Source organism: Streptomyces sp. NPDC013187, from assembly GCF_042899705.1.
Taxonomy (GTDB): Bacteria; Actinomycetota; Actinomycetes; order Streptomycetales; family Streptomycetaceae; genus Streptomyces; species Streptomyces hawaiiensis_A.
The window spans coordinates 13,676-30,402 of the sequence record NZ_JBIBAF010000027.1 but is presented as its reverse complement, the minus strand read 5'-3'; the positions used below and the strand labels follow the sequence as shown (position 1 = coordinate 30,402).

Sequence of the window (16,727 nt, the reverse complement as noted above, 5' to 3'; positions counted from 1 at the left end):
TCTGCAACTCGTGGCTTCCCGCTCGGTGGTTCGTTGGTCTGGCATGAGCGGGTTGGAAGGGCAACGTGCTGTGCTGGCAGCCAAGTTCAGTGCGATTCTGCCGCACCTCGATGAGCGGCAGCGTCGCCTGTTGATAGGGGCGGAGGCCCGGTCGCTCGGCCACGGCTGGATCAGAGTGGTCGCCCGTGCCGCCGGTGTCCGTGAAGCCACTGTGTCTGCCGGAAAGCGGGAACTCGACTCCGGCCAGGCCCCGTTGGGACGCATCCGTAGGCCCGGAGGTGGCCGCAAACGCGTCGTCGACCTGAACCCAGCCGTTCGAGACGCACTCCTCACCCTGGTCGAGCCCGACGTCCGCGGAGATCCCATGTCGCCGCTGCGCTGGACCACCAAATCCACCCCCAAGCTCGCCGAGCAGCTGACCCGGCAAGGTCACAAGATCTCCGCGGACACGGTGGGCGACCTCCTGCGCGAGGAGGGCTTCAGCCTGCAGAGGGCCGGGGCGTGGCTGCGGCCATGCGCCTTCGAGCAGCGCCGGGCTCGTGTCGTCGTCGGTCCGGTCTGCGACGGCCTCGTGGCCGGCGTGTTCTCGCGTACGGCACCGAGGGAGGCCAGGACGCCGACGAACGCCTACCACCGTCCCGCGGTGAGGGCGCTGACTGCCGGTGTGAGTACTTCGGCGGCGAACAGGCCGGCTGCCAGGATCAACAGGGGCCGTACACATTCGACATCAACGTGGTCACGTCCGCTCATGCACGCGGCGTACAAGGCGCGAGGCCCGGGCTCAGCATGAGCCCGGGCCCTCGTCAATCGGCGTGCTCACGCCGACCCGGCGGCTACTCCACGAATGCGCCCATCGCGCGGTCGAGCAGTACAGCCAGAGGGACAGCTCCCTCGCAGGCCACCCAACCGGTGGAGGCGGCGTCCAGGCAGGCGAGGGCGGCCGCGACCAGCGCGTTCGCCCTGGGGTCTTCCGGCTGGTCGAGGCTGGCCTGCAGTCGCCGTGCGATGTCCGGTACCAGCAATTCCTGCCAGCGCAGTTGCTTCTCGTGGTGCCGGGCGCGCAGTGACGGAGTCTCCTGGAGCATGCGCAGGTAACTGAGTGTCTGCTCGGGTGCGGCCTCGTTCATCCGGATCAGGATGTCGAAGGCACGGCGCAGCGCTTCCCAGGGCCGTTCGCCGTCGGGGCGGGCGGTGAGGGCCTCCGCGATCTGACGGCCGGTGTCCTCCAAGCCGACCAAGACGATGTCTTCCTTGGTGCCGAAATACCGGAAGAGGCTGGCGCGCGACAGTCCCGCCTCGGCGGCGATCTGGTCGACGGTCGTCCCGTCGAACCCCTGCTCGGTGAAGAGCCGGAGCGCTACGTCCGTCACTTCGGCTTGGACCGTCGCGCGCATGCGCTCACGCAGTCCGGGCTTGGCCGCAGAGGAAGTGCCGGCGGTGTCAGTCATGCGTGAAGGATACACCAAAGCTCAGCTTGATACTGAGTTTCGCGGCAAGCTAGGATCTCTTCCTGGTACTTGGTTTCGACGTTCCATCAGGAGGCTCCGTGCAGGAGAGAGAAGTCAGCCGATGAGGGGTGATCGCCGGGGCAAGTAGCGCTCGGCATCGCCGGATCAGCCGCAGGACTGGGATCTGCGCCCGCGGCAGCGGCGCGAGCAGCCAGGCAGCAGCACGCCGACACGGTGGTGCTCAACGGCAGAGTCCTGATGATGGACAAAGGCTTCAGACAGTCACAGGCCGTGGCGATCCGCGGCGGCAAGATCGTCGCCACCTGCACCTGAGTGCCTTCGCACTGGTCCTGCCGCCGCTGTCGTACAACGTCGACACCGCGACGATTGTCGAGCTCGTCGACATCGTGCGGTCTGCCGTCGCCGCGTCCGCGACGCCCAACGAGTGGATTCGCGGCCAAGGCTGGAACGACAACCGGCTCCCCCGGCCGCCCGACCGCACCGACCTCGACCCCGTGTCGGGTGACCACCCCGTCATCCTCACCGACTTCTCCTTCCACGCCGTGGCCGTCAACTCCAAGGCGCTACAGCTCGCGGGCATCACTCGCGACACGGTCGCGCCGGACGGCGGAGTGATCGAGAAGGACGCCGGCGTTGCCTCGATCGTGCCGCCACGCACCGAGGTAGAGATCTCCCAGGGCCTGGACAGCAGTATCGCGCTTCTTGGGCTATGACGCCTGTGACAGTGAGGCCCGGGGGTGCAGTGGATGTGGGCCGCCCGGGTTACGGGCAGTCATTCGCATCAAATCGACCAACTCGGACCTAAGTTGACGTATAACCAAAGAAATGTCAGGGCCACTCGTGTGCTCATGGCGCCGTTTCTCACCGGAGCCCTGGCGCTGACCGGCATGGCGCCGATCGCCCACGCGGAAACACGGACCGACACGTCGGCACGTACGTGGTGAAGCTCGCCGACGAACCGGTCGCCGCCTACGAGGGCGGGCTGCCCGGGCTGAAGCGGACCGCGCCGGTCGAGGGGAAGCGGCTCGATCCCGACGCGGACACGGTGAGGAAGTACCTGAGCCACCTGGACGACCGTCGCGACAAGGTGCTGGACGCCGTGCCCGGCGTCGAGGCGCTGTACGAGTACGACTACACGTTCAACGGCTTCGCCGCCCGGCTCACCGGCAGGCAGGCCGCGAAGCTGGCCGCCACGCCCGGCGTGGTCTCGGTGACACGGGACACGATCCAAAGGCCGGTCGAGCCCGGGCCCTCGGGCCGCCCTCCCGCAGGCGCCGACGGCGTTCAGGCGCCGCAGGCGCCCACCGCGGGCGGCGGCGAAAGCGTCACGGGCGGTGAGAGCCGGAGAAGGAACCTGGCCGCAGGCGGAGCCGGGGCACAAGCCGCCCCACCCGACGTCCCCCGCTTCCTCGGCCTCAGCGGCAAGAAGGGCCTGTGGTCGAAGTCCGGAGGCCCGAAACACGCCGGTGAAGGGACGATCGTCGCGGTCATCGACCCCTTCGATCCGAAGAACCCGATGCTCGCCCCCGTGCCGGAGCCCCGCCCCGACGCGGACGTCATCGCCAAGAAGTGGCACGGCACCTGCGACAAGGGCGAAGCCCCCGACCCCGAGCACAACGTCACCTGCAACAACAAGGTGATCGGCGCCGCCTGGTTCCGCCGGGGCGTACCCCACCCGCAACCCATCGACGTGCCCTCGCCGCTGGACATGCACAGCCACGGCACGCACATCGGCACCACGATCGCCGGCAGCTATAACACCCCGATATCCGTTCCCGGCACCAACGTCGGCGGCCGGCTCAGCGGCCGGGCCCCCGCGGCGCGCCTTGCCTTCTACAAGACGTGCTGGAGCATCGGCTGCCCGGGCGTGGACAGCGCGGCCGCGATCGACCGTGCCGTGGCGGACGGCGTGGACGTCATCAGCTTCTCGATCGGCGGCGCGCTGACCGATCCGACGTCCCTGGAGGCCATGTTCAACGCCGCCAAGGCGGGAGTGTTCGTGTCGGCCGGGGCCAGCAACAGCGGCCCGGACACGGTGGAGAACACCGCGCCGTGGATCACGACGGTCGCCGCGGAAACCCACGACACGGGCTACGAGGCGACGCTGGTCCTCGGCAATGGCCGTCGCTTCACCAGCCCGGCCCTCGTCGACGGAGTCTCCGCGGCCCCCCTTGTCAACGCCGGCGACGTCCGCGAGGAGGGCGCCGCGCAGGCGGAGCATTGCGCGCCCGGCACGCTGGACCCGGACAAGGCCAAGGGGAAAGTCGTCGTCTGTGACCGGGGCGGCTCCGGCTTCGAATACCAGGACAGGATCGACGAGTTGAAGGCTGCCGGCGCAGCGGCCATGATCCTGGTCAACACACCGGCCACCGGCCAGGACCTCTTCTCCGACCCGCAGTTCCCCATGTTCGTGCTCGGCTCGGAGGACCGGGAGGCCGTCCAGGAGTACGCCTCCACCGCGGGTGCCACCGCCGAACTCACCCCCACCGTGAGCAAGCGCGCTCAGGCTCCGGTCATCACCGGCTTCTCCTCCTCGGGCCCCGACCACTTCAGCGGCGGCGACCTGCTCAAGCCCGACATAGCCGCACCGGGCCAGATGATCGCGGCGGGCACGGTGCCGGGCGGCTTCGCCGGATACCCTGGCGAGTACGGTTTCATGGACGGTACGTCGATGGCCACCCCGCACATCGCGGGCCTCGCCACACTGCTGAAGTCCCTGCACCCCGACTGGTCGCCGATGGCAATCAAGTCGGCGCTCATGACCACGGCGACGACGAAGGACAACGAGGGCGAGCCCATCAGCCGGATGACCGGCGAGGGGAACGACGTGGCCCCGGCGACACCGCTCGACTACGGCGCCGGCTCGCCCCGGGTCACCCGGGCCGCCGACCCCGGCCTGGTCTACGACTCCACGCCGGCCGACTGGACGGCGTACCTGTGCGCCATCGACGTACAGCCGGCGGCCGTGGAGGGCACGGAGCCCTGTGCCAACGTCCCGAAGACCAACCCGAGCGACCTGAACTACCCGTCCATCTCCGTGGGCGACGTGTTCGGCGGTCAAACGGTCAACCGTACGGTCACCAACGTGTCCGGCAGGACCGCCACCTACCAGGCGAAGCTGCAGACCCCGTCCGGCTACAAGGCCGAGGTCACCCCGAAGCGCCTGACGCTGAAGCCGGGCCGATCGGCCACGAACAAGGTGAAGTTCACCCGCGCGGGGGCCGCGTACGACCGCTGGTCGTTCGGCACCCTTACCTGGAGCGACGCACACAGTCACCATCGCGTCACCAGCCAGATCGCTCTGCGCGCGGCCCGCTTCTCCGCGCCCGCCGAAACGGTCGTGGACGGCGAGGACTCCGTCGCCCTCACCCCCCCGGGTCGGGTGGACCGGCGAGCTGACCGCGAGGGCGGCGGACCTCTACACCTCCGAGAAGACCACCGGCACCCTCACCAGCGCCGACCCGGACGACGACTTCTCCCTGCACCCGAAGGCCTCGGACGCGACTGCGAAGGTCCGCGTCCATGCCCCCGCGGGGGCCCCGTTCACCCGCGTCGCGATCAACGAGGCCGACCACCTCCCCGGCAGCGACCTCGACCTGTACGCCGTCGACCAGGACGGGAACAGGGTCGGCCCGTTGCCGGGCCCCGGATCGGACGAACACGTCGACCTGCCGCCAGGCGACTACGACGTCTACGTCTTGCAGTACGCGCTGCCCGAGGGCGTGACGAGTCAGCAGTTCACCCTGCACACCTGGAGGGTCGGCCAGCCCGAGCCCGGCGCCCGCGCCACGGTCGCTCCCGCCACCCGGCGAGTGACCGCGGGCGACCGTGCCGACTTCACGGTGACCTGGCCGGACGGTGCTCGGGGCGAACGGTACCTCGGGGTCGTCGAGTACGGCGACGGCTCCGAAACCGTCGGACGCACGGTGCTGACGGTCACGCCGTAAGTACCACGCTCAATCCGTCTGCCCCCGGGACAATGGACAGTTGTCCCGGGGGCAGACGTGTACAGCCTTGCCTGCTACTACCAGACGTACCAACGGCAGTGGTACTTACGAGAGTCGTCCCAAAACTGTCCGCTCGTTGTCGCGCGCCGCGTGCCGCACAGTGGATGCCGTGCCGCACCGATGGCCTGGTGAGGCGGATGTCGATCGTGTCGAGCCCGGCCGCCGCACTTCTCCTGGGCGGAAGGCCCGCTCCGTCCGCCGCGTCGCGGGCCGTGCCTCGAAACGCCGTCCGACCGGCATCGCCGACACAGGCAGACCACGAGGGCACCCGGCAGGACTGCTCACCCGCAGCTGTCGCCCACGTACCGATCAAGCCCACGTACCGATCAAGGAGTTCCCCTTTGTCCCGTCGCTTCCTCTTCGTTCTCGGCAGCCACCGCAGTAACGGCAACACCGAGATGCTCGCGCGCCGGGCCGCCCAGCACCTGCCCGCCGACTTCGAGCAGCAGTGGATCTCGCTGGCCGAGCATCCGCTCCCCGACTTCGACGACCTGCGGCACGGCACTGGTCACACCACGCGGCCCGAGGAGGGCAACCTCGCGCTCCTCTTCGAGGCCACCCTCGCGGCGACCGACATCGTGATCGCCTCCCCGGTGTACTGGTACTCGCTGTCCTCCCACACCAAGCGCTACCTGGACACCTGGACGTCCTGGCTGTACACCCCCGGTCTCGACTTCCGGGCGGCCATGGCCGGGCGCACGCTGTGGGGCGTCACCACCTCCGCGGGTGACCTGCCCTGGCTCGCCGAACCGCTGGTCAGCACCATCAACCACTGGGCCGCGTACATGCGGATGAACTTCGGTGGCGTCCTTCGGGGCAACGGCACCGCACCAGGTGACGTCCTGAACGACACCGACGCGCTGGCGCACGCAAAGACGTTCTTCGCCCAGGACGCGCCGCCCGCCCGCTTCCCGGGCGGCTACACACAACCCGAGTCCGACACGGAATCCGCCGCGTAACCGCATTTCGGCATCACTCGGTACCGCCACCGTCCGCCGTCGACCAAGAGAGTGGGCATGTCCACCGAACCCCCAGAGTCCACAGTTGCTCCCCCCGAGGAATTTCCTGAGGGGTCTTCGTCCGCCCCGTCCCGGCGCACATTCATCGCGAGCACCGCCGTCGGCGGTGCTGTCGTGGCGGGCGGCCTGGTGGCGGGGCCGTCCGTGTTCGGCGCCGAGTCCGCCGTCGCCGCCGAGGCGCCGCCCACCAGTCGCGTCTCGCTGACCGTCAACGGCGAGCGGCACACGGTCACGGTCGACAACCGGACCTCGCTGCTGGATCTGCTGCGCGAACACCTCGGCCTGACCGGCTCGAAGAAGGGCTGCAACGCCGGTGCCTGCGGCGCCTGCACGGTCCTGGTTGACGGCCGCCGGGTCAACTCCTGCCTGACGCTGGCGGTCCGGCTGGAGGGAGCGGAGGTCACCACCATCGAGGGCCTGGTGAAGGGCGAACGGCTGCACCCGCTGCAGCAGGCGTTCATCGACCAGGACGCCTTCCAGTGCGGCTACTGCACCTCCGGGCAGATCATGTCCGGTGTCGGCTGCATCGACGAGGGGCACACCGGCTCGCCGGAGGAGATCCGGGAGTTCATGAGCGGCAACATCTGCCGCTGCGGCTGCTACGTGAAGATCGTGCGGGCGGTCGAGCAGACCGCGCACGGGAAATGAGGCCCGGTCCCCATGCATCCCTTCTCCTACACCAGGGCCACCGACACCCGGCAGGCCGTGGCCGCGGGCCGGGCCGGCGGCCGTTACATCGCTGGCGGCACCACGCTGGTCGACCTGATGCGCGAGACCGTCGAACGCCCCAAGACGCTCATCGACATCTCCGGCCTGCCGTTGCGCGAGGTCACGGTCACCCGACGCGGGGGCCTGCGCATCGGCGCGTTGGTACGGATGGGCGAGGCCGCCGCCGACCGCAAGGTGCGGGCCTCGTATCCGGTGATCTCGCAGGCGCTGGAGCTGAGCGCGTCGGCGCAGTTGCGCAACATGGCGACCATCGGCGGCAACATAATGCAGCGCACCCGGTGCACGTACTTCCGTGACGTGAGCGCCGACTGTAACAAGCGTGACCCCGGCTCGGGTTGTGCCGCGCTGGAGGGCCACAACCGCACCCACGCGATCCTCGGCACCTCCGACGCCTGCGTGGCCACGCACCCCTCCGACGTCGCCGTGGCGTTCGCCGCTCTGGAGGCGACCGTGCACCTGCTGGGCCCGGACGGGGAGCGCCGTGTCCCCTTCGTCGACTTCCTGCTGCGGCCCGGCAACACCCCCAACCATGAACAGGCCGTCCGGAAGGGCGAGTTGATCATCGCTGTGGAGATCCCGGCTCTTCCGCGCCCGCTGAGATCGGGCTATCTGAAGGTCCGCGACCGGCAGTCCTACGAGTTCGCGCTCACCTCCGCGGCCGTCGCCCTGCACATCCGCGGCGGAGTGATCCGCGAGGCGAAGGTAGCCGCTGGGGGAGTGGGCACCGTCCCCTGGAAGCTGCCCGCCGTCGAGCGGGAGCTCATCGGGGAGCGGCCGTCGAACGCCCTGTGGGCCAAGGCCGCCGAACACGCCGTCGACGGGGCCCGGCCCCTCCAACGCAACCGTTTCAAGGTCGAGTTGCTCAAACGGACCATCGAGCGCCAACTGCGCATCGTAGGAGGTGGCAAGTGAGCCAGCAGCCGCAGGCAGCCGTCGGAGCCCCGCTGTCCCGGGTCGACGGACGGCTGAAGGTCACCGGCCGGGCCAAGTACGCCGCCGACCATGACATCGACGGCGTCGTGCACGCCGTCATCGTCAACAGCACCATCGGACGGGGCCGAATCACCGGCATCGACACGCGCGACGCCGAAGCCCAGCCCGGCGTTCTGAAGGTGATCACCCACCGCAACGCGCCCAGGCTGGCGTACGGCGACAACCCGGCCGGAATTCCCTTCCCGGGTCAGCGGCTGCACGTCTTCCAGGACGACGCCGTCCGGTTCTTCGGCCAACCGGTCGCCGTGGTGGTGGCGACCACGCTGGAGGCCGCGCAGCACGCCGCGGACCTGGTGAAGGTCTCCTACGACGCAGAACAGCCGTCGACCGACCTGGCCCGCAGTCCGGCCGAAGACGGACCCGCGCCCTTCGCGCAGCCCTACGCACGGGGCAACGCCCCAGAAGCGCTGGGTGCTGCGGACGTCCGGATGGAGATGACCTACCGGCTCTCGCGCAACCACCACAATCCGATGGAGACGCACGCCACCATCGCCCGCTGGGACGGCGACAAGCTCACCTTGTGGGACAAGACCCAATACGTGATCGGCACGCAGAACGAGGCGGCGTCCGTGTTCGGGATCCCGCCGGAGAACGTGCGCGTGCTCTCGCCGTTCATCGGTGGCGCGTTCGGCAACGCCCTGCGGGCCTGGCCGCACGTCGTCATCGCGGCTCTCGCCGCCCGCGAGGTGGGGCGTCCGGTGAAACTCGCGCTGACCCGCAGGCAGATGTACTTCACGGTGGGCTACCGGCCCGCCTACGAGTACAAGCTGAGCCTGGGCAGCAGCCGGCGCGGACGGCTGACCGCGATGACCCACGAGATGAAGTACGAGACCTCCCGCTACGAGCAGTTCTGGGAGGCCAACCAGGCGCTCGGACAAATGCTCTACGCCGTGCCCAACGTGAGCCAGAACGTCCAGATCGTGCCGCTCGATGTCAGCACCCCGATGTGGATGCGCGGCCCCGGTTACGGCAGCGCTGCCTTTGCCATCGAGACCGCGATGGACGAACTCGCCTACAAACTGCGCATCGACCCGATCGAGCTGCGGCTGCGCAACGAACCCGGCGAGGACCCGTCGACACAGCAGCCCTTCTCCACCCGGCGGCTGCGCGAGTGCTTCCGTGTCGGCGCCCGCACGTTCGGCTGGCACCGGCGCGACCCCACACCGCGCTCCACCCGTGACGGCGACTGGCTCATCGGCACCGGTGTGGCGACCGGCTGTTACGACGTCTTCCGGGGACAGGCCCAGGCCCACGCCAGGCTCGACGCCGACGGCACCGCGGTGGTCCAGTCCGCCACCCACGACACGGGCACGGGCACGTACACCTCCATGACACAGGTCGCCGCCGACGCCCTCGGCCTGGCCGTACGCGACGTCGAATTCCGGCTCGGCGACTCCGCCATGCCGCCGGCCCCGGCCCAGGGCGCCTCGCAGACCATGGCCAGCGTCGGATCCGCCGTTCAGGACACCTGCGACAAGCTGCGGCGGCAGGCCATCACCCTCGCGGTGCAGGACGAGCACTCACCGCTGCACGGCGTCGCCCCCGACGACGTGGTGGTCCGCGGCGGACGGCTGCACCTGAAGGGCGACCCCGCGCGCGGAGAGACCTACCGGCAGCTCCTGGCCCGCAACAACCGCACCCACCTGGAGTCGCGCGGGTCCTGGGCCCCGGAGGAGAACAGCCGGTTCTCGATGTACGGCTACGCCGCGATGTTCGCCGAGGTCGCGGTCGACGCCCGGCTCGGCCTGGTCCGGGTGCGGCGCATGCTCGGCGTCTACGACGCGGGCCGCATCATCAGCCCCAAGCTCGCCGACAGCCAGGCCATCGGCGGCATGGTGGGCGGCATCGGCGCGGCCCTGCTGGAGCACACGGTCACCGACCACCGTGACGGCAGGATCGTCAACGCCAATCTCGCGGACTATCTGGTCCCGGTCAACGCCGACATCCCCGATCTCAAGGCCGTCTACCTCGAGGGGGAGGACTACAAGGCCGACCCCATCGGCGTCAAGGGCCTGGGGGAGCTCGTGCAGATCGGTGTGGCACCCGCCATCGCCAACGCGGTCTTCCACGCCACCGGACGCCGCGTGCACGAACTGCCCATCACCGCCGAAGCCCTGCTCTGAACCCCGGGCGGCCGGGGCCCCTCCCGCCACCCTGCCGGGGTCCCGAACACCGTCCCGCTGAACGGTTCGCCGCCGTGCCTCCGATCCCCCATGTCGGCGCGGCGGCGGGCTCCCACCTTCCCAGGAGAACCAGTCATGCTGAACATCGCGGACACGTTGTACCGCTGGTGCCGCGAGGCCCGCCCCTTCGCGCTCGCCACCGTCATCCAGGTCAGCGGCAGCGCACCCCTGCCGCCCGGCACCGCACTGGCCGTGGGTACCGGCGGCGAGGCGGTCGGCAGCATCTCCGGAGGATGCGTGGAAGGCGCCGTCTACGAGCTGTGCGGGCAGGTGCTGGAGTCGGGCGAACCCCCCGTCCGGGCCTCGTTCGGCTACTCCGACGACGACGCCTTCGCCGTGGGCCTGACCTGCGGCGGCGAGCTGGAAGTCCTGGTCCAGCGGGTCGACCCCGCCAACCAGCCCCAGCTCACCACCGCTCTGGAACAGGTGCTGGCCGGTCTGCCCGTCGCCGTGGCACAGGTCGTGGAAGGGCCGCAGCGCTTTCTCGGCCGCACCCTGTCCGTCTCGGGAGACGGCAGCGCGTACGACGGGACACTGGGCGGCCTCCAGGAGGACAAGGCCGTGGCCGCCCAGGCCGACGCGCTGCTGCGGGTAGGCCGGAGTGCCTGTATCCAGGTCGGCGGGGACGCCGACACCTGTCCCGACAAGCTGACGCTCCTGGTCCACACCCACGCGACCCCGCCCCGCATGCTGATCTTCGGCGCCGTCGACTTCGCCGCCGCCCTCAGCCAGGCCGGACGGTTCCTCGGCTACCGCGTCACCGTCTGCGACGCCCGCCCCGTATTCGCCACCGCCGAACGCTTCCCACACGCCCACGAGGTCGTCGTCGACTGGCCCCACCGCTACCTGGAGCACGCCGAGGTCGACGCCCGCACCGTGATCTGCGTCCTCACACACGACGCCAAGTTCGACATCCCCCTGCTCCGCGTGGCCCTCGGCCTCCCGGTCGGCTACATCGGCGCGATGGGTTCCCGACACACCCACGAACACCGCCTGGAACGTCTGCGCGAGACCGGCGTGCCCGAGGAGCACCTCGCCCGCCTGCGCTCACCGATCGGCCTGGACCTCGGCGCCCACACCCCCGAGGAGACAGCGATCTCCATCACCGCCGAGATCATCGCCCACACCCACAACGCCACCGGCCTGCCCCTGTCCCGTGTCCCCGGCCCCATCCACGGTTCCCTCCCGGCGGCCCGGCCGTCACCGGCCGCCGTCCTGGTCGCCTGACCGCACGCGCCGAGTTGCCGCGCACTCTCTGCGGAGCCACAACAATCCGACACGCGTTGAGAAGAGGCCCCGTGCTCATCGACACCCACGTCCGGGTGGCCACCGACCTCAGGGTCTCACTGACCGACCGATGCAATCTGCGCTGCACCTACTGCATGCCCGAGGAGGGCCTGCGCTGGCTGGCCAGGCCCGACCTGCTCACCGACGACGAGATCGTCTGCCTCGTCGGCATCGCGGTCCGTCTCCTCGGAGTCACCGAGGTCCGCATCACCGGCGGCGAGCCACTGCTGCGCCCCGGTCTGGTCGGCATCGTGGAGCGCGTCGCCGCCCTCGACTGGCGCCCCCAGATCTCCCTGACCTTCTGCGCGGCCTGCGACCGCACCCGCCTCACGGCCGACGGCCAGATACGCGACTGCCTGTTCGCCCGTGAGGAGACCGACCTGCTGGACGAACGTCGGGTCGTCCAGGCCCGCGCGGCCCATGTCGGCGATCGGGGGCTGCGACAGTGACCGGCAGGCCAGGGACGTATGCGGGCGGGGAAGCGGACCGAGCCCACGAACACCCCGGCGAGCAGGCGCACCCGCAGCCGATCAGACTGATCGCGATACGGCGGGCACCGCTCTCCCTCGACAAGGTCTTCCAGGCGGTCGCCGACGAGGCAGCGGGCGGGATCGCGCTGTTCGCCGGCACGGTGCGCAACCATGACGCGAGCGCGGACGTAAACGGCCTGGGGTATTCGTGCCACCCGACGGCCCAGGCCGAGACGCTGCGGATCGCGGAGGAGGTCGTGGCGAATTACCCGGTGCGCGCCCTCGCCGCGCTGCACCGGGTCGGTGACCTCGCGGTGGTGGATACGGCGGTGGTGGTCGCCGTCGCGTGTCCGCACCGGGGAGACGCCTTCGAAGCCTGCAGGAGACTGATCGACGACCTCAAGTACGAGGTGCCCGTCTGGAAGCATCAGAGGTTCTCGGACGGAACCGATGAGTGGGTTGGTGCGTAGCGCGGTCGTCGGCTGCGGCCGGCTTCCACTCTCAGCGCAGCGGTTCCATCTCCCAACTGGCCAGCATCCGCAGGGCTTCCTCCGAGCGGGAGCCCGGTTCGGCGTGGTAGGTGACCAGCCGCATGGGGGCGCCCCCGGGCAGCGCCATGGGTTCGTGGACGAGGTCGAACTCTCCCACCAGCGGGTGCCGCATGCGCACGGACTCGCCGACGCTCCCGCAGCTCACCTCATGCCGTGCCCACAACCGCCGGAACTCCTCACTCTTCTCCGACAACTCCTGGACCAGGGAAGAGAAGTGCGCGTCGTCGGGGCTTTTGCCGGCGTTCATGCGCAGGGCGCCGGCGACTTCCAGAGCTCTGCGTTCCGGGTCGGCGTACCGGGCGCGCGCCTCGGGCGACAGGAAGGTCAGCCGGGCTGTGTTGCGCTCCTCGGGCGGCAGCCGGCCCCAGTCCCCGAAGACGGCGGTGGCGAGCCGGTTCCACCCCAGGATGTCCAAGCGCCGGCTGACGACGTAGGCGGGCACGCCGAGCGTGTCGAGCAGGTGCTGGACGGTCGGCCGCAGTCGCTGCGGCGGCGGCACGGCCTGCGTCGTGCTCTGCCGGTCGGGCTGGGCCAACCGGATCAGATGCTCACGCTCCTCCTCATTCAGGTGCAGGGCACGCGCTACGGCGTCCAGCACCTCGGCCGACATGGTATCGCCGTACCCCTGCTCCAGGCGCGCGTAGTACGCGTACGACACCCCGGCCAGCTGGGCCAGCTCCTCGCGCCGCAACCCGGGAACCCGCCGCCGCCCGTGCGAGGGCAGACCGACGTCCTCCGGCCTGATCCGGGCCCTGCGAGAACGCAGGAACTCCCTCAGCTCTGTACGCCGGTCGAGTCCGGACGTCACTGGGTCACCGGGCGCCACATGCGAAGACATCTCTGTCCTCCCGTTGTCATACGTGCCTCGCTGGTGCGGAGCAGCGTACCTCACCGAATCGACAACTCATGTTGATACTTAGTATCAGGATGACGTAGAGTCCTCTTGTAAGACTTCATCTCGAACGGGAGAGTTTCCCATGAGCAAGATCTGGTTCATCACCGGCTCCTCGCGCGGCTTCGGCCGCCAGTTCGTCCAGGCAGCCCTGGAGCGCGGCGACAAGGTCGCGGCCACCGCCCGCAACACCGACTCCCTCGCGGACCTGGTGACCGCGCACGGCGACGCGATCCTCCCGCTGACCCTGGACGTCACCGACAAGACCGCCGCCTTGGAGGCCGTGGAGCGGGCGCACGAGCACTTCGGCCGCCTGGATGTCATCGTCAACAACGCCGGCTACGGACTCTTCGGTGCGGTCGAGGAGCTGACCGAGCGCAACGTCCGCGACCAGATGGAGACCAACTTCTTCGGCGCCCTGTGGGTCACCCAGGCCGTCCTGCCCATCCTGCGGGCGCAGGGCAGCGGCCACATCGTGCAGATCTCCAGCATCGGCGGCGTCATCACCTTCCCCCTCGTCGGCGGCTACAACGCCTCCAAGTGGGCCCTGGAGGGGCTCACCGACTCCCTGGCGCAGGAGGTCGCCGGCTTCGGGATCAAGGTCACCCTCGTGGAGCCCGGCAGCTTCGCCACCGACTGGGGCGGCTCCTCCGCCGCCTTCTCCGAGCACCTGCCCGTCTACGAAGAGCTGCACGCCGCTGTGGTCGCCAACATGAGCAACGTCCAGAACGGCGACCCGGCGGCAGCCGGCGCTGCCCTGCTGAAGATTGTGGACGCCGAGAACCCGCCGCTGCGGGTCTTCTTCGGTGACTTCCCGCTCCACTTCGTCCCGCAGGTCTACGCGGAGCGGCTGAAGACCTGGGAGGAATGGGCCGACGTCGCCACCCAGGCTCAGGGCGACGCCGCATAACCGCCGGTTCAGGCGTCTCCTCCTGCTCCGTGCTGCCGCCCGGCCTCCGGCCCTGACGCACCGCAGGCCGGGTTGGGTTGGCACCTTCGACCCCACCGTGGGACGGATCCCCCTGGGCCTTCTCCTCACCGCGCGGCCTCCTGATGATGACCGACTGCCGGTGATACGGGAGGTCTGGGCGGTAGCCCAGGTGAAGGGTGCGGCACGGTAGGGGCGGCAGGTTCTGGGACCGCCCGGGCGGGGCAGCAGCGCGCCGCCCGATGTTTGCGCGTCGTCGCGGAAGCCGGAGAGGGCGGCGTGGGATGGCGAGCGTTCATCCATGTGCTGTGCTGTGCGCAGCGCAGGCAGGTGGACCCCCTGGTCCCGGGTTTGCGGGTGGTGATTTCCATCCGGCCAAAGCCGCATACACCGAAGGGATGTACGACGGCTGCTCACCCCTGGCCTCGTCTCGGCGATCAGCCGTGCCACGGGCCGCGGCAGGCAGCACGTTGCCGTCCCCTTTGTTGTCGAGCACGGTCACCTCGAGGGCCTGGCGGTGATGGGTGAGGCGGACGGTGATCTCGGTGGAGCCGGCGGCGTGGCGGCGGATGTTGGTGAGGACCTCTTGCACGACGCGGTAGGCGAGACCGGGACGTCGTAGGGCAGGTCGTAACGTCGGCGTCCTGAGAGGTGGTGTACGGGCTGGCCCCCGTCCAGCGGTCACGACGGCGAACTGTAGCCGCCAGGCGGGGGGCGCCCGGTCGTCCCGCACCCGGTGCCCGTCCCGGCCAGGTCCCGCCTTTTCGGGCCTTTTGCGTGACGCTATAGCGGCGACTGCTTTGTTCACCCTGGATGTCTGAACAGGGCCGAGACTGTCCTGAAAATCACGCCGAACGCTTTACCGTCACTCGTACGCCGCGGTCACCATGCGGTGCCGCGGCGGGTCAGTCCGTCATGGCCTCGCGGATGAGGGCGGTGTCCACGAACTGCTCGAAGCGGACGATCAGTCCCCCACGGACGACGAAGTGGTGTGCGACTCGGACGTCGATCGGCTTGCCGGTGGCCTTGTTGACTGCCGTGTAGCGGGCGAGGACGACGACGTTCTCGGCGTCGACGACGTAGGTGTCGTCATGGACGATCCAGTCGTCCCAGTCCTTGCCGAGCCTCTCCATCACGTTCGCCGTCACGCCGTCGGGCGTGCGGTAGGTACCGGCGAGGGGGAAACCGGCCATCTCCGTCCACTCCACATCCGGGGCGAGGGTGGCACGCAGGGCTTCCAGGTCCCCGGCGGCCGAGGCGAGGTACTGGCGGCGTACGACGTCGGCGGGGGCGATGGAGGTGGCGAAGTCGGTGCTGTCGTGCGTCGTCATGGCGGTCAGCCCCACGTCATCTCGCCCTTGGTGACCTTCGCACCGATCTGGGCGGCGATGAGCATGCCGTGATCGGGGTAGCGCGCCACGAGGCCGTCGGTGAGCGCGGCGCCGTCGGCTGCCTTGCCCAGTTCCTCTTCGAGGCGGACAGGTAGTCGCGGGTGGCGGTGATGGCGGACGCGTCGGCGGGCGTGCCGGGCAGGCGGTGGCCGGGCACGACCAGTTCGGGCTGGAGCGCGGCCATCTCGTCCAGCAGCCGCACCCAGGCGGAGCGGTGCTCGGGGGTGGGGGTGTCGGCGACCCAGACGTGCTCCTGCTGGAACAGCAGGACTCCGCCGAGGATGGCGCGCTGCTCGGCCTGCCACAGGTAGTGGCGGTCGGGCAGCTGGGCGGGGCCGCCCTTGAGCTCGAAGCGGTGGCCCTCCAGGGTCAGATCGCCGGTCAGCGGCTCGAGGTCGACCAGGCGGGTCGGCAGGTTCGCGCCCAGGGCCGCCCATGCCTTGAGCTTGCCCTCGTAGGAGTGCTGGATGTGCTCGATGACGAGCGGTGTGGCGACGAAGCGCGCGTCGGGGAAGGCGTCAGCGATGACTTCGGCGCCGAAGTAGAAGTCGGGGTCCCCGTGGCTGACGACCACCGCCCCGTCCAGGAAGGCATCGCGCCACTGTGTTGCGGGCCATGCCGGCCACGTCCAGTTGCAGGGCAGGGCCGCGCAGGGCGGCCGCTGGCCTGCAGGATGTCGGCTTCCTCGAAGCGATCAGGACGCCGGTCCGCCGGGGCGGACCGGCGTCAGTGGAGGGTGATGAGCGGTGCGCCCAGACGTGCCACGGCCGTCGCCCTGCCGGCCGGCGACCGGGGCGGCCGTGCTGTG

General features: G+C 69.9%; 11 protein-coding genes and 4 pseudogenes. 11 read left to right on the top strand and 4 right to left on the bottom strand.

Annotated features, from left to right (window positions below; all coding sequences use genetic code 11):
- Positions 1-43 precede the first annotated feature (43 nt).
- Positions 44-490 (top strand): annotated as a pseudogene (locus tag ACFY5B_RS37580) (ISAzo13 family transposase); the annotation flags it as partial.
- A 343-nt stretch (positions 491-833) separates the two neighbouring features.
- Here the strand turns inward: ACFY5B_RS37580 and ACFY5B_RS37575 are convergent.
- Complete coding sequence (locus ACFY5B_RS37575) at positions 834-1,448, bottom strand: TetR/AcrR family transcriptional regulator (RefSeq protein ID WP_389979100.1); 615 nt, start codon at positions 1,446-1,448, stop codon at positions 834-836.
- 128 nt (positions 1,449-1,576) lie between these two features.
- Here ACFY5B_RS37575 and ACFY5B_RS37570 point away from each other — a divergent pair, with 128 nt between their 5' ends.
- The 9 genes and pseudogenes from ACFY5B_RS37570 (at position 1,577) to ACFY5B_RS37530 (ending at position 12,627) form a co-directional block, all read left to right on the top strand.
- Complete coding sequence (locus ACFY5B_RS37570; RefSeq protein WP_389979097.1) at positions 1,577-2,182, top strand: amidohydrolase family protein; 606 nt, start codon at positions 1,577-1,579, stop codon at positions 2,180-2,182.
- A 224-nt stretch (positions 2,183-2,406) separates the two neighbouring features.
- Positions 2,407-4,710, top strand: a pseudogene (locus ACFY5B_RS37565) (S8 family serine peptidase); the annotation flags it as partial.
- Between the two features lie 1,107 nt (positions 4,711-5,817).
- Positions 5,818-6,435, top strand: coding sequence for a flavodoxin family protein (locus tag ACFY5B_RS37560; protein WP_389979215.1), 618 nt, complete (start codon positions 5,818-5,820; stop codon positions 6,433-6,435).
- A 57-nt stretch (positions 6,436-6,492) separates the two neighbouring features.
- On the top strand, positions 6,493-7,143 hold the full coding sequence (locus ACFY5B_RS37555) for a (2Fe-2S)-binding protein (protein ID WP_389979094.1): 651 nt from the start codon (positions 6,493-6,495) through the stop codon (positions 7,141-7,143).
- 12 nt (positions 7,144-7,155) lie between these two features.
- A complete protein-coding gene (locus ACFY5B_RS37550) occupies positions 7,156-8,136 on the top strand; it encodes an FAD binding domain-containing protein (protein ID WP_389979091.1) in 981 nt (326 codons plus the stop codon).
- Positions 8,133-10,340: a xanthine dehydrogenase family protein molybdopterin-binding subunit gene (locus ACFY5B_RS37545; RefSeq protein WP_389979087.1), complete on the top strand. Its 2,208-nt coding sequence runs from the start codon at positions 8,133-8,135 to the stop codon at positions 10,338-10,340. Before ACFY5B_RS37550 ends, ACFY5B_RS37545 begins: the two co-directional genes overlap by 4 nt.
- 135 nt (positions 10,341-10,475) lie before the next feature.
- Positions 10,476-11,627, top strand: coding sequence for an XdhC family protein (locus ACFY5B_RS37540; protein WP_389979084.1), 1,152 nt, complete (start codon positions 10,476-10,478; stop codon positions 11,625-11,627).
- 44 nt (positions 11,628-11,671) lie between these two features.
- Positions 11,672-11,986: pseudogene (locus tag ACFY5B_RS37535) on the top strand (radical SAM protein); the annotation flags it as partial.
- 146 nt (positions 11,987-12,132) lie between these two features.
- A complete protein-coding gene (locus ACFY5B_RS37530) occupies positions 12,133-12,627 on the top strand; it encodes a molybdenum cofactor biosynthesis protein MoaE (RefSeq protein WP_389979081.1) in 495 nt (164 codons plus the stop codon).
- A gap of 31 nt (positions 12,628-12,658) precedes the next feature.
- Here ACFY5B_RS37530 and ACFY5B_RS37525 read toward each other — a convergent pair whose 3' ends face one another.
- The gene (locus tag ACFY5B_RS37525; protein WP_389979078.1) at positions 12,659-13,546 is read right to left on the bottom strand and encodes a helix-turn-helix domain-containing protein; all 888 of its coding nucleotides are present in this window, start codon (positions 13,544-13,546) and stop codon (positions 12,659-12,661) included.
- A 139-nt stretch (positions 13,547-13,685) separates the two neighbouring features.
- Here ACFY5B_RS37525 and ACFY5B_RS37520 point away from each other — a divergent pair, with 139 nt between their 5' ends.
- Positions 13,686-14,510, top strand: a complete 825-nt coding sequence (locus ACFY5B_RS37520; RefSeq protein WP_389979075.1) for an SDR family oxidoreductase — start codon at positions 13,686-13,688, stop codon at positions 14,508-14,510.
- Between the two features lie 923 nt (positions 14,511-15,433).
- Here the strand turns inward: ACFY5B_RS37520 and ACFY5B_RS37515 are convergent.
- Entirely contained in the window at positions 15,434-15,859 is a 426-nt protein-coding gene (locus ACFY5B_RS37515) for a nuclear transport factor 2 family protein (RefSeq protein ID WP_389979072.1), read from the bottom strand.
- Between the two features lie 5 nt (positions 15,860-15,864).
- Positions 15,865-16,493 (bottom strand): annotated as a pseudogene (locus ACFY5B_RS37510) (MBL fold metallo-hydrolase); the annotation flags it as partial.
- Positions 16,494-16,727 lie beyond the last annotated feature (234 nt).

Excerpts from the sequence above, each read along its gene's own strand:
- ACFY5B_RS37540 (WP_389979084.1), top strand. The coding sequence starts at position 10,476 with ATGCTGAACATCGCGGACACGTTGTACCGCTGGTGCCGCGAGGCCCGC.
- ACFY5B_RS37575 (WP_389979100.1), bottom strand. The coding sequence starts at position 1,448 with ATGACTGACACCGCCGGCACTTCCTCTGCGGCCAAGCCCGGACTGCGT.
- ACFY5B_RS37555 (WP_389979094.1), top strand. The coding sequence starts at position 6,493 with ATGTCCACCGAACCCCCAGAGTCCACAGTTGCTCCCCCCGAGGAATTT.
- ACFY5B_RS37515 (WP_389979072.1), bottom strand. The coding sequence starts at position 15,859 with ATGACGACGCACGACAGCACCGACTTCGCCACCTCCATCGCCCCCGCC.
- ACFY5B_RS37550 (WP_389979091.1), top strand. The coding sequence starts at position 7,156 with ATGCATCCCTTCTCCTACACCAGGGCCACCGACACCCGGCAGGCCGTG.
- ACFY5B_RS37525 (WP_389979078.1), bottom strand. The coding sequence starts at position 13,546 with ATGTCTTCGCATGTGGCGCCCGGTGACCCAGTGACGTCCGGACTCGAC.
- ACFY5B_RS37520 (WP_389979075.1), top strand. The coding sequence starts at position 13,686 with ATGAGCAAGATCTGGTTCATCACCGGCTCCTCGCGCGGCTTCGGCCGC.